The 12638-nt window shown below is 55.4% G+C and carries 11 protein-coding genes; 7 read left to right on the top strand and 4 right to left on the bottom strand.

The features are described from left to right. Nucleotides 1-24 precede the first annotated feature (24 nt). The gene (locus ACR3EH_RS21495) at nt 25-1824 is read left to right on the top strand and encodes an NAD(P)/FAD-dependent oxidoreductase (RefSeq protein ID WP_171676796.1); all 1800 of its coding nucleotides are present in this window, start codon (nt 25-27) and stop codon (nt 1822-1824) included. A 63-nt stretch (nt 1825-1887) separates the two neighbouring features. On the opposite strand, the gene ACR3EH_RS21490 is transcribed toward ACR3EH_RS21495, so the two are convergent. Continuing rightward, a complete protein-coding gene (locus ACR3EH_RS21490; RefSeq protein WP_171181573.1) occupies nt 1888-2748 on the bottom strand; it encodes a DMT family transporter in 861 nt (286 codons plus the stop codon). A 116-nt stretch (nt 2749-2864) separates the two neighbouring features. Here ACR3EH_RS21490 and ACR3EH_RS21485 point away from each other — a divergent pair, with 116 nt between their 5' ends. Continuing rightward, complete coding sequence (locus ACR3EH_RS21485) at nt 2865-4259, top strand: aminotransferase-like domain-containing protein (RefSeq protein WP_171676794.1); 1395 nt, start codon at nt 2865-2867, stop codon at nt 4257-4259. Between the two features lie 60 nt (nt 4260-4319). Here the strand turns inward: ACR3EH_RS21485 and ACR3EH_RS21480 are convergent, their stop codons facing one another. After that, on the bottom strand, nt 4320-6227 hold the full coding sequence (locus tag ACR3EH_RS21480; RefSeq protein ID WP_171676792.1) for a DUF3604 domain-containing protein: 1908 nt from the start codon (nt 6225-6227) through the stop codon (nt 4320-4322). A 108-nt stretch (nt 6228-6335) separates the two neighbouring features. Here ACR3EH_RS21480 and ACR3EH_RS21475 point away from each other — a divergent pair, with 108 nt between their 5' ends. Both ACR3EH_RS21475 and ACR3EH_RS21470 read left to right on the top strand, forming a co-directional pair. Next, nucleotides 6336-7313, top strand: coding sequence for an AraC family transcriptional regulator (locus ACR3EH_RS21475; protein ID WP_171676790.1), 978 nt, complete (start codon nt 6336-6338; stop codon nt 7311-7313). Between the two features lie 49 nt (nt 7314-7362). Next, nucleotides 7363-8424: an alpha/beta fold hydrolase gene (locus ACR3EH_RS21470; RefSeq protein WP_216601679.1), complete on the top strand. Its 1062-nt coding sequence runs from the start codon at nt 7363-7365 to the stop codon at nt 8422-8424. 112 nt (nt 8425-8536) lie between these two features. On the opposite strand, the gene ACR3EH_RS21465 is transcribed toward ACR3EH_RS21470, so the two are convergent. After that, a complete protein-coding gene (locus tag ACR3EH_RS21465) occupies nt 8537-9448 on the bottom strand; it encodes an alpha/beta fold hydrolase (protein WP_480634877.1) in 912 nt (303 codons plus the stop codon). A gap of 320 nt (nt 9449-9768) precedes the next feature. After that, entirely contained in the window at nt 9769-10794 is a 1026-nt protein-coding gene (locus ACR3EH_RS21460) for an ankyrin repeat domain-containing protein (RefSeq protein WP_171676786.1), read from the bottom strand. A 340-nt stretch (nt 10795-11134) separates the two neighbouring features. On the opposite strand from ACR3EH_RS21460, the gene ACR3EH_RS21455 reads away from it, so the two are divergent. The 3 genes from ACR3EH_RS21455 (at nt 11135) to ACR3EH_RS21445 (ending at nt 12616) form a co-directional block, all read left to right on the top strand. After that, nucleotides 11135-11440 carry an ArsR/SmtB family transcription factor gene (locus tag ACR3EH_RS21455; RefSeq protein WP_253762237.1) on the top strand — a complete coding sequence of 102 codons (306 nt, stop codon included), beginning with the start codon at nt 11135-11137 and terminating at the stop codon, nt 11438-11440. Between the two features lie 221 nt (nt 11441-11661). Continuing rightward, the gene (locus ACR3EH_RS21450; protein ID WP_171676784.1) at nt 11662-11994 is read left to right on the top strand and encodes a YegP family protein; all 333 of its coding nucleotides are present in this window, start codon (nt 11662-11664) and stop codon (nt 11992-11994) included. 304 nt (nt 11995-12298) lie between these two features. Further along, the gene (locus ACR3EH_RS21445; protein WP_171676782.1) at nt 12299-12616 is read left to right on the top strand and encodes a bactofilin family protein; all 318 of its coding nucleotides are present in this window, start codon (nt 12299-12301) and stop codon (nt 12614-12616) included. Nucleotides 12617-12638: the final 22 nt, after the last annotated feature.

Raw genomic sequence — 12638 nt, 5'->3', positions numbered from 1 at the left:
CTCCGTGGAGATAGGGAGGATGACATGCTCGACACAACACTCTCGGATCAGGTGCAGGGGTTCCTGGATGACTTCGGTACGGCTTTATCCCAAGGCGATATCGATGCCGCCTGCGATATGTTCCAGGACGATTGCTATTGGCGCGATCTGGTCAGCTTTACCTGGAATATCAAAACGGTCGAAGGCAAGGCGCAGGTGGCAGATATGCTCGCGCATCAGTTGGCCACAACAAAGCCGAGCGGTTGGAAAATAGCCGAAGGTGAAGTACCCACTGAAGATGGCGGAATAACCACCGCATGGATCGAGTTCGAAACCGAAGTGGCACGCGGCTTTGGGTTAATCCGCCTCAAGGATGGCAAGATATGGACCTTGCTGACCACGATGGTCGAGCTGAAAGGTCATGAAGAGCCTAAAGGGTTCAACCGCCCACTTGGGGCCAAGCATGGTGCGGGTAAACACAGGACCACATGGGCGGAAGAACGGGCCCAAGAAGAGGCTGAACTGGGCAACAAAACACAGCCCTACTGCGTCATCATCGGAGGTGGTCAGGGTGGGATCGCCATGGGTGCGCGGCTGCGACAGCTCGGCGTCCCGACGATCATCGTTGAACGGAATGACCGGCCTGGCGATAGTTGGCGCAATCGCTACAAATCCCTCTGCCTGCATGATCCGGTCTGGTATGACCATCTGCCTTACATCAAGTTCCCGGAAAACTGGCCCGTGTTCTCGCCCAAGGACAAGATCGGCGACTGGCTTGAGATGTACACCAAAGTGATGGAGCTGAATTATTGGACGCGCACGACGGCCAAATCCGCCACCTTCGATGAAGACAAGGGCGAATGGACTATCACGGTGGACCGGGATGGCGAAGAGGTGGTGTTGCGGCCCAAGCAGCTGATCATGGCGACGGGTATGTCCGGCAAGAAACGCATGCCTGATTTTCCGGGTATGGATGTTTTTAAGGGTGAGCAGGCACATTCTTCGGAACACGACGGGCCGGCCAGATGGGCAGGCAAGAAAGTTGTCGTGGTGGGGTCCAACAACTCGGCCCATGACATCTGCGCCGCGCTTTGGGAAAACGATGCCGATGTGACAATGGTGCAGCGGTCCTCAACCCATATTGTCCGCTCGGACACCCTTATGGAAATCGGACTGGGCGATCTTTATTCTGAACGTGCGGTGCGGTCTGGCATGACGACCGAAAAGGCCGATCTGATCTTTGCATCACTGCCTTATCGCATTCTGCATGAATTCCAGATTCCGGCCTATGCCGCGATGAAAGAGCAGGACAAAGAGTTTTATGACGGTTTGGAAAAGGCCGGGTTCTGGCTGGATTGGGGCGATGACGAAAGCGGGCTGTTCATGAAATACCTGCGCCGCGGATCAGGCTATTACATCGATATTGGGGCCAGCCAGTTGATCATTGATGGTGAGATCAAGCTGAAACGCGGTCAGGTTACAGCCCTTGATGAAACCGGAGTCATCCTTGATGACAGAACGCATCTGGATGCTGATCTGGTGGTCTATGCGACCGGGTATAATTCGATGAACGGCTGGGTTGCTGACCTGATGGGTCAGGATATGGCGGATCGGCTTGGGAAATGTTGGGGTCTGGGCTCTGACACAACCAAGGACCCGGGGCCTTGGGAAGGCGAGCAACGCAATATGTGGAAGCCGACACAGGTTCCAAACCTTTGGATGCATGGTGGAAACCTGCATCAGTCCCGGCATTATTCACAGTTTCTCTCGCTGCAGATAAAGGCTCGGATGGAGGGCATCCTGACGCCGGTCTATGGCCTTCAAGAAGTGCATCACCTCAGTTAAAGCATGCGCTACAACCAAGAAGCGGACTTTCAATTTATTCGATTGAAAGTCTGCTTTGTCCCGTTACGCGAAGTGCTTCGCACCGGCCACGCAAATCACGACGAAAACCGTTACCCCGATCATCGAAGGCGCGACCGGTTCCGCTAGTAAGGCCGCTGCAAGGATCAAGCCGAAAAATGGCTGAAGCAGTTGTAGCTGCCCAACACCTGCTGTGCCCCCGCGAGCCAGACCGCGATACCAAAACACAAATCCAACCAGCATCGAAAAAATGGAGACGTATCCCAAACTGAGCCAGACAGGCATGCTCAAATCGGCAAATGTGTCAGGCCATGTGAAGATTGCGAGAATGACCATGAACGGTGATGACAAGACAAGCGCCCAGGAAATCACCTGCCAGCCGCCCAATCGACGCGAGAGCAGCGCCCCTTCGGCGTAGCCCAATCCGCAGGCGAGGATGGCCGCCAGCATAAACAGGTCTCCAATCAGGGACACTTCTGCACTTTGCGTGAGGGCAAAACCAACGACGGCCGCACTCCCCAAGACGGAAAACAACCAGAACATTCCGGCCGGACGTTCGCCGCCGCGCAACGCGCCAAATGCAGCGGTACTCAAGGGCAAAAGCCCGATGAAGACGATTGAATGCGCAGCCGTGATGTGCTGAAGGGCCAAGGCTGTCAGCAGAGGAAAGCCGATCACGACGCCCAAAGCCACTGTTATGAGGGATCCCAGATCCGCCAGCGAAGGTTTAAGCTGTTTGAATAAGACCAGCAAACACAGTGCTAGAGCTGTCGCCAGCACGGCACGAGCCGAGGTCAGAAAAAGAGGGTCAAATCCATTTATGGCCACTCGTGTCGCGGGCAAGGATCCACTGAAGATCAGCACACCGATCAATCCACTGCCCCAACCCGAAAATGAAGACGTCATCGCCACACAATCCTTTTTGGATCTTGTAGTGGAAGCGCTGTAGTAAATGCAGATACAGAACAGTACAGTTCACTCGAACTGTAACGGTAGATGAACCCAAACAGATTGATTGTACCATGGCCAAAGCGACCCGTCGCACACTCGTGATGGACCATATCACACGCAGGATACGGTCTCGTACATATAGCACAGGAACCAAGCTGCCGTCTGTCCGGGTGCTCGCACGTAGATTGGGCGTCTCACCCTCGACCGTAGTTGAGGCCTACGACGTCTTGGCCGCTGAGGGCGTTATCTTTGCCCGACGCGGTTCTGGTTTCTTTGTTTCCGACCGCGTTCAGCCCTTTGTCGTGTCGCAAACCGGGCCACAGCTTGAGCGAGAGATTGATCCGCTTTGGGTCGCTCGGCAATCCATTGATGCAGAAGACAGCATGGAGAAGCCCGGATGCGGGTGGATGCCGTCAGACTGGATGCCTCTGGCGTCACTGCGTCGGGCCATGCGTAATGTGGCACGGGGCAACAGCAATGTGTTGACCGATTATAGCAATGCAAAGGGGCACGCGGGCCTGCGCCAACACGTGGCACGCATGTTGGGCGATCAAAACATAGACGTCGACCCAAACACCGTTTTGCTTACAAATTCTGGGTCACAAGCGCTGGATTTGATCTGCAGATTGCTGCTCAAGCCGGGTGATACAGTTCTGGTGGACGATCCGTGCTATTTCAATTTTCAAGCCCTCTTGCGTGCGCATCAGGTCGCACTTGTTAGTGTGCCCTACACGCCCAATGGTCCCGATCTCACGATATTCGAAAGCGTTCTACGCAAAGAGCGTCCCCGACTCTATCTGACCAACTCGGCATTGCACAATCCAACTGGCGCGACGCTCTCAGCAGCGACCGCGCATCGCGTGTTATCTCTGGCCGAGACCCATGATCTGCTTATCGTGGAAGACGCTATCTTTGCTGAGTTCGAGCCGGGCCTGTCTCCGCGTCTAGCCGCGTTGGATGGGCTGGACCGTGTTCTTACGATTGGCAGCTTCTCCAAGACGCTTTCGGCGTCGCTACGATGCGGATACATAGCTGCCAGGCCTAGCTGGATTGCCGCCCTGATCGACCTTCAGGTCGCAATCAGCTTTGGTGGGCCGAGCCCGATGGTGTCAGAATTGCTGCACGCAGCCCTCACCGATGGGAGCTACCGCAAACATATGGACACGCTGAGGGCCAAACTGGATCGCGCCCGCGCGCGTTCTATCGATGAGTTGGGCACCCTAAACATCAAGCCCTTCGTGTATCCCAAGGGCGGATTTTACCTATGGTGTGAGCTGCCAGACGGAAGGGATTCGGCCCTGCTGGCACGGGAAGCTCTCAAACAAGGCGTTGTGCTTGCCCCGGGAAATGTCTTCAGTCCGACCCGGTCCAAGAACTCGTTTATGCGCTTCAACGTGAGCCAGATGACGGGAGTGACGCATAAAAGGCTGCTTCGTGAGCTGATGAGTGCGGCCGAGCCACAATGACCGCTTTGCGGAAGCCGCATTGCAGCGTTGTTTGATGAAGCAAATGTCGGCATTGGGCCGTCAGCCGGGCGTATACCAGATCGGGGCCGTATAGGCGCGTTCGGTTGTAACCATCGGCACTTCGGGTGGCATTTCGACGCCAAAGCGCTTGGCTTCATAGGCGGTCCAGCGCGGCGTGGGGATTTCAATGACCCGTGCGTAATAGAAGGACCGCAGTTCCGGATCAAAGTCGGGATCCGTCCAGATACCGATCAGTTCCGGGGCCCCGATGGTATTGGTCCAGGTGGCATTGGTCACGTCGACCGTATTGCCGACATCACCCACTGTTCCATCTTCGTTTGGTTCCCGATCCCCGGACCAGACCACGTCATAGATCTTTTCCTGTCCGTTTCCATCGGAGTCGATCCAGCCCTTGATGATCTGAATGCGGTCCAGATTGCCCGAGAGGGGATCGCGCAGGGCAGCCACCAAAAAGGACGGCACCTGGCCCTCCCGAGGTTGCGCTAGATCCCCTCCCATCGGCACGCCCTTGGCGTAACCGATATCCGCCGGCAGACGGCTGAGTGTGTCTTCCCCGGAGAATTCATAGCCCCCAAAGAATCGAACCAGCATGCGAGAGCCGGTTGTGCCATAGACCTCGCGCCGCTTCATCGCATCGAAAATGGCTTCGCGCGTGTTTTCGACAGCCCAGACCGCCGCATAGCCGCCTGCTGCCTGCTGCCAGCCAAGGATCGACAGATCCGGGTCAGGCGCCTCAATCACAGTATGCTTCCAGCGATGCGGTTCTGGCTCGACGCCGGAATGCTTGCCGAAAAAATTATTCTCTTCGACTGCGGTCAGTCCATTATGGGCGTCGGTGCTGCCGATCTGACCAAACTTGAACGGGTTCACTCCAAACTGGGCCTCCAGCTTCATGCCGTTCTTCAGGGCTTCACGGGTGTACTCATACTGAAGCATGTCCGGCTCTTTCAGCTCTGTACCGTCCAGATTGGACCGGTCCCAGATGTCTTGATCCGCAAAGGCATCGTCAGGCGACAGCATCGGATGTGCCTCGCCTGTGCCTTTGATCTGGGTGACCTCGTAGAGCCGTTCGAACCGGTTGCGCAGCCGAATAATTTCGTCGGTCAAAGGGCCGCCGTCAAAGCTTTCCACATCGAACATGCGCCCGTTGCTGAGGTTTCCGTTATGCGGAATGGCAATGACATCGCCGCCGGTGCGCTCTTCGAACGCGGCCAGATGGCGCCACAGGTCTTCGGGGTTCTTGCTGTCATATTGTGAAAATGGCAGCGTCTGATTGGCTTCGTTCGCATCTCCACGAAAGATCACGTTGCGATGCAGGTTGTTGCCACCATTGGTGGTGTATTCGTACCCGATCACAGCCGAGAAACGGCCCGGTTCGTTGTAACGGTCTGCCAGTGCGGTGTATTCTCGCCAGGCATTCTTGACAGCCGCGCCACTCTCAATCGGAGGTTCGTCATCGGACAATGTGCCGACAATTTCCATCGCAGTGTCAAAGGCCCTTTGGTCATCACCGCTGGTCAGCGCATCGTACCATCGCTTACCGGTCTCTGTCGCCAGAATCTCCCGATCACCCTTCAATAGTTGTGGCATCAGCCCGTACATTTCGGCGTGATCGGCAATGACCACGAAATCCAGCGGACGCGACAGCTTGGCGCGCAATCCATGAGTGGTGATCACCTCTTCACCGCGCGCAAAGCGAAAAGCATCTTCCTGTGTCAAACGGGTCATGGTTCCCGCATCAACGGAGACGATGGTGTGCAGATGCGTATCACCCCACATGGGTAGCGTTGGGAAATTGCGCCCGGCATAGGGGGAGAATTCCTCGGTCCCCAATACCTCCTTTACACTGTCTTCGTGCAGAGTGTGATCTTGGGCGACAACCGGACCTGACGCGATCGCGGTAACGAGAAGGAAACAGGTTAAGCGGTTTATCCGGGACCATATCATGATCATACCTCGTGCACGAAAAACGCTGTGATGATAAAATGATGAGGTAGTTTGCAATATGCGATTCTGGCCTGACCGACGGGATCCCGGTCCGCCCGAGGGGACGCAATGACGGAAAACACCACGAACATGATGGCCGATACCGTTCGGGTTTTGCCCGTGAACGGCATAGAAGCCATGCAGGAAGGCGTCAAAGGCGCGTCGGTTGAACCTACACAACTTGGCAAGGGTGCGGTCAGGGGAAAGCTGACCTTTGCGGACCTTGGAGGTTCAGATCTGACCATCGGGCGACTTAGCGGGTCGCTGGCTATCAACGGACCGCTGTCGCAGGACCGACTTGTGCTTGGCGTATTACTGGAGGCCAACGACACATCGCGGCAGTGGTCAACCTCCACCCGTACAGGCGATGTCGGAGTGTTCCCGGCTATGACAGAGCATGCATCAAGGTATTCAGGCCAGTCCGGCTATCTGACAATATCAGCCGATCTGGACGACATTCGTGAACGTGCCAAATTCCACGAAATACGGCTGCCGCGGAAGTTCTGGCGCAGGGGGCAAATGTATCGGGGATCGATTAACGCGATGCGACATCTTTTGAAGACCAGCCAATCAATCGAAGCGGCGTTGACAGATTCACGACATTCGATCTCCATTCCGTCAGCCGCAGCATCTGCAAGGCGTGAGATTATTGATGCGTTTCTGTATAATTTCGATGGCGCCGTCGGCCTGGAACAACTACGCCATGTCGCTTTCAGGGACCCTCAGCGGGTTGTCCGGCAAGCACAGGAGTACATCTGGCAACACTCGCATCGCGCCGTCAGCCTGGAGGAGATCTGCGGGGACCTGCGCCTGTCAGGGCGTAGTTTGCATCGCGCCTTTCATTCGGTTCTGGATATCTCTCCGGCGGCATATGCGCGAAACTGGCGGTTGACGCAGGTCAGACGCCATCTGGCACAATCGAATGGTGCGGATGTAAGCGTAACTGAAATTGCTACCAGATTTGGCTTTTGGGAGCTCGGTCGGTTTTCCGCGCAATTCAGGGCATTGTTTGGAGAGCTTCCCAGCCAGGTTCTGGCGCGCCAGTAGAAGTTGATCGGTTGTCATTATTGCCTTTCTACAACTCCAAAAGTTGATGATGCGCGAACGTCTGTTATGGGGAAGCTGCACTGCGGCGTTTAATGACTTGGCCGAGGGCGGCTTTGGGCCGGTTGTTTATGTCCTTGAGAATAGGGCGGGGATGTATGCTGAGACGGTTCCAAGTTCTGCGCTCGAGTCTACAAGGGAAGTCGGCTGTGGCAGCATGCATTTGTATAAAGGTCGTGCTAAAATCTGTTCGTCTGTTTGGACGGGGGAAATCATGCCGACAGCCATTCTGAACGGCGCGAAAATTTACTACGAAGATACTGGTGGCGAAGGCGAAGCGGTCTTATTCTCGCATGGCCTTCTGTTCAGCGGGGCCATGTTTGAAACGCAGGTCGCTCACTTGAGGGACCGCTTTCGCTGCATCACGTACGACCATAGGCGTCAGGGACAAAGCAGTGTGACCGAAAGTGGTTATGATATCGACTCGCTGACCGCCGATGCCGCAGAACTAATCAGAAGCCTGGACGCGGCACCTTGCCATTTTGTCGGCCTGAGCATGGGTGGGTTCGTGGGCATGAGACTGGCAGCTCGTGAACCAAGCCTTTTGAAATCGCTGACGTTGCTTGAAACCAGTGCTGATCCTGAAGAGCCAAAAAATGCTCCCAAATATCGAATTTTGAACTTTGTGGCGCGATGGATCGGATTATGGGCCGCCATCAATCAGGTCATGCCAATAATGTTCGGTCGCTCTTTTCTTGCCGATCCAGAACGAGCGGAAGAAAGGAAAAGGTGGTCAAAGGCAATTGTGAGCAGCCATCGGATCGGGATCACACGGGCGGTCAAAGGTGTGATTTCCAGAGAAGGCTGCGCCGAACTGCTTGGGAAGATAAAGGTTCCGGTCGGTATTGGCGTCGGAGACGAAGACATCGCAACGGTTCCGGAGAAATCACATCGAATACATAACTTAATCGCAACCTCAGAATGGGTTGTTTTCAAGGGAGCTGGCCATTCCTCTTCGATTGAAACACCTGATCAGGTGACGGCGTTGATAGAGCGTACAATTCAGAGAACTTTGAACGGTAGATCGGCGAAGACGTTACACCGCCGCCAATGATAGAATGAGTTTATCTATCTATTGCTTTAATTGGATACGGGTGGGTCCTCGAAGGCGTTTGAACATGGGGCAGGGCTTGCCGCAGTCGCTATTGGGTCTGCTGTCAGCCCCCTCAGCCGCCGCTGGCAAGGAATTCTTTGATCCTCGCATTCAGGGTTGCGGGTGCGTCCTCGTGGATGATGTGTGACCCATTTTCGATGATTTCGACACGTGCATCAGGCAGCCGTTCGCTAAGTCCATTGATTAGCAGCCTGAACAAGTGCGGACTATCACCTCCGCCTATAAGAAGGACCGGCATATGGATATCCGAAAACGATGTTCCGATAAGATCGGGGAAGCCATGATACAGTGAGAGGGCTCTGTCAGGCCCTCGGTTGTCCCAAACTTGAGCGTATCGTTCCTCCGATAGCGCCTCGAAGTATCTGTCACCCAAAACCCCTCGGCCAAACTTTTCAACGGCCAACTCATCATCGCCGGTCCGAAACGCCTTTTCAGATGGGCCTACGGTACCTATGCCAAACTTAATGATGTCAAACGCAAGCCGGGGCGCAGAGAACAAAAGGCCGATCAACTGGGCAGGCTTTGGCGGAATACTCACGTGCATTGAGACAGCAGGCGGTTCAATGAGGACGAGGCTGCGGAACATTTCCGGCACCTGCTTGGCCGCTAAGAGTGAAACAAGGCCGCCCCACGAATGCCCCACGACGTGCGCTGGTCCTGCATCCATCACTTTGATCAAACTCGCCAGATCTTCCACATGCACCTGGATTGGGTCCCTGGCATCGGTTGGTATCGGAGCGTTCGGGACATGATAGCGTCGACTGTAGGCAATCGTGCGATAGTTTTCCGAGAAAACGCCAAGCTGTTGGGACCAAGTGCGCACGTCCGAGGCGCTGCCGTGCACAAAAACCAGGGGCTCGCCTTCACCCTTTTCGAAGGTCGCAAGAACGGTGCCGTTCACTTCCACTGACTTGGCTTCATCCAAATCGAGCATGGTTACAAGAATATCGCAATCTAGCTTCATTGTTAACGGCAGCTTCGGCGGCCGCACTGCAGGTGCGGCTTTGCAAGATCAACGGCGGGTTTGGGCCGCGAACTTCTGCAAGAAGATCCGTGACACGCTCAGACGCTGCACTGAGTCCGAGGTCCTCTTCTAGTCCCTAGCAGGCAGTGAATGCACGGCGCGGTGGGGAACGGCAGCAATCCTGATATCTATGATTTTCTGGGTTGGCACGAAGTGCGCATCACAAGCACTCGCGTTTAAGGCAAGTAAACCTCTCGCTCAGAAATGCGAAACACTTGATGGGCTTCGAGGCCGGGATGAGGGTATCTAAGCCGGGCGCGTTACTCCCAACAAGCCCGCGTGCCGGACCGCGCGCCGGCAGCATCGAGCAGCGCCAAGATCTCTTCGTGGCCTAGATCGGCGGCAAACCAGCGCGCGGTACGTCCGTAAACATCGGCACGGTTAAGGCCATCGGGGTCCGATATCGCAATGATCCGCTCTACCATCGTCTGATCATCGCGCCAGGCGGCCGCCATCAGGGGCGTCTGACCCAGCGCGTTGATCTGGCCGGCATAGTGGGGCAGCAGCGCTTTGGTGGCGAAAAGCTCGTAGAGCCCGTGCTGCTGTCGGTCGATCGCGTCGAAGAGGAGTGGTCTGAACTTCTTGTTCTGGCTCATGTCACGTATCCAGGTCTTCTCGAACGCCTCGTCGCCGGTTGAATTGAGTAGAAGCGGCAGGCTCGGCACCCCTGGGTCGTCCAGCGCTCGAATCGGGCCGGGCACCAAGATCGTTGCAGCCTCCACTTCGAGGATGGGGCCCACATTCTGGTTCTCATAGACCACACCTGTCACCTCAACCTCGGCCCCTAGGGGAAGCTGCAGATCTCGGTTGTGGTGGAACTCGGTTTCGAACTTCGAAAACAAGAGCGGGACTTGTTGTCCGTCGGGCGTGTCGATCCAGACGTCCCAGCTCGTGGCATAGCCTGTCTCCTCGTTGAATTGGCCGAGCCTCAGGCCCGCCTGGACCGTGCCCGTGAGGCTCTGCCGGTCGCCCCAGCAGCTTCGCGCCGTCCGCATCACCGCACGTACGATGACAAGGCGCGGTTCGTTCGCGTCGAGCGTTACGGACCAATCCAGATTTTCCACAGGGCCCCAGAGCAGCTCGAGCGCGGCGCCGATGGGGCTCTCTACCTCTGGGCCCCCGACCACATTGGCGCCACGGGCGAGTGCGGCCTCGACGCCCGCGATATCAAGAGCTTCGATCGCGGCGATCAGGGCGTCCTCAGCGGGACCACCCCGTGCCGGTGCGGCGAGTGTCAGCAGGAGCCCTAGGACCCAGGCTCCTTTTATGCGATGCGATCCGATCATCTTTGGCTCTCCTTCGTGCTAGACCCTTTTACCAGGCGGGAACATGCACAGAAAGGAAGAGGATAACTGCAACCAGCATCAACGATGCGGCGAATGACAGGTTTGGTGAGCTGCACCACGGCGTGGCTGTATTCGATGAAGGTCCGGAGTGGGCCTAGCGTGAGCGTTTCATGTTCAGTGAAGTTTTCAATTTGTAAGTTCCTGCTGAGTTTCCCGTAGCGGGCGTAGTTTTATCGGAACCAATCCACTGGTTGGGCGGTGATCGGCGAATTTTTCGCCGTGTCGAGACAGTGCTTAGAGTTCGTGATATCAAGATTTATCGTTCTTTTGGGAGCGCCACTTGAAACCCGATCTCAGCAAAAACGCCCTTGAGGCGACCGATTTATTAAAGGCCATGGCGCATGACGGCCGTTTGCAGATCTTGTGCCTGCTTCTTGGCGGTGAGAAATCTGTCAGCGAAATCGAAACCACCTTCTCCATGCGGCAGGCAGCAGCTTCCCAGCAGCTTTCACGTCTGCGCCTCTCTGGTTTGGTTGAGTCAAGGCGCGACGGGAAAAGCATCTATTACAGGATTGCGGACGAACGAGTTTCGGCGATTGTGGAGGTCCTGTACGATCTGTTTTGTAGCGAAGATGTGGAAAAGTGATCTGCGTTCGATGCGGTCATAACAGGGCTGGACCAAACCGGACTGACGAAAACGCAGCGCCTTTTCCGTCTTTTCTGAGCAACTAGTTTGAAACTATGGGCGCTGTTTCTAAACTCACCAACTGGATGACATAGTTTTTTTTGTTTTTTTGCCTTGTGACGAACCGGTGAACATAGCAACGTCGTGTCGAATTTTTGTTCAACTATAAAGAGGTAGATCACATGGCTGGGAAATTTGAGATCTTTGAAGACAAGGCGGGAGAGTTCCGGTTTCGGCTTAAAGCCGGAAATGGCGAGATTATCTTGGCCAGCGAAGGTTATGTACAAAAAGCAAGTGCCGAGAACGGTATCGAGTCAGTGAAGACAAATGCGCCAAATGACGACCGGTACGAGCGTAAGGAGACGAAGTCAGGCGGGTATATGTTTAACCTCAAAGCCAGCAATGGTCAGGTGATCGGCACCAGCGAGAGCTATACCAGTGCATCCGCTCGGGATAATGGAATTGAGTCTGTAAAACGAAATGCGCCAGACGCGCGTGTCGAAGACCTGACCTGATCAGACAAGAACAGCAACGGCTGTTGGTTCCTCGCGTTCATCCTATCACGGCGACTATTTCAAACAATTGTTGAGATTTGTGCGCCGGTCTGAAGATGCACGCAGGGCTTTTTGAAGTCAGCCTTCTGCGCGCAGCTGCCTTGTACGCTCCGCGTTGACTTCTGCTGCCGAGTACGGCGGTCCGACATGAATATCCGTCGCTAGAGGCGGATATTCGCCCTGTGATCAAGTCAATTTCCCTGCAGGTGGTCAAATCCCGACTTGCATCTTAGGGTCGCCGTTGTTTCAAGCAGAGGATCTCAACGTGGCCAACTCAATAGTTGAAGAAGACCTGACAATCGAAGGCAATGTCAGCTCCAACGGAGGAGGTGTTGACGTCAAGGGCAATGTGGTTGGGGATGTCAGTGCTGACGCGATTACCGTTCAGTTGGGCGGATCTGTAGATGGCGCGTTGTCAGCAAAGCAGATCACGATAGAAGGCAAGCACAATGGCAGCTTGAGTTGCGACGATCTGAAGCTTGCCTCGAGCGCACAAGTTCAGGCCGATGTCGTGGCCAGGATGATGGAAACCGAAAGCGGCGCCCAGGTTGTGGGCAAGGTAAATATCACCGGGGCGCAATAGAACCCGTCCGGGATTGGTCTGT

This window comes from Ruegeria sp. BG7, assembly GCF_056535685.1.
This window is presented reverse-complemented; position numbering and strand designations above follow the sequence as displayed.

Bases quoted from the DNA above. Each gene is read 5' to 3' on its own strand.
- ACR3EH_RS21485 (WP_171676794.1), top strand. From the start codon at position 2,865: ATGGCCAAAGCGACCCGTCGCACACTCGTGATGGACCATATCACACGC.
- ACR3EH_RS21480 (WP_171676792.1), bottom strand. From the start codon at position 6,227: ATGATATGGTCCCGGATAAACCGCTTAACCTGTTTCCTTCTCGTTACC.
- ACR3EH_RS21470 (WP_216601679.1), top strand. From the start codon at position 7,363: ATGCGCGAACGTCTGTTATGGGGAAGCTGCACTGCGGCGTTTAATGAC.
- ACR3EH_RS21490 (WP_171181573.1), bottom strand. From the start codon at position 2,748: ATGACGTCTTCATTTTCGGGTTGGGGCAGTGGATTGATCGGTGTGCTG.
- ACR3EH_RS21460 (WP_171676786.1), bottom strand. From the start codon at position 10,794: ATGATCGGATCGCATCGCATAAAAGGAGCCTGGGTCCTAGGGCTCCTG.
- ACR3EH_RS21465 (WP_480634877.1), bottom strand. From the start codon at position 9,448: ATGAAGCTAGATTGCGATATTCTTGTAACCATGCTCGATTTGGATGAA.
- ACR3EH_RS21475 (WP_171676790.1), top strand. From the start codon at position 6,336: ATGACGGAAAACACCACGAACATGATGGCCGATACCGTTCGGGTTTTG.
- ACR3EH_RS21450 (WP_171676784.1), top strand. From the start codon at position 11,662: ATGGCTGGGAAATTTGAGATCTTTGAAGACAAGGCGGGAGAGTTCCGG.
- ACR3EH_RS21495 (WP_171676796.1), top strand. From the start codon at position 25: ATGCTCGACACAACACTCTCGGATCAGGTGCAGGGGTTCCTGGATGAC.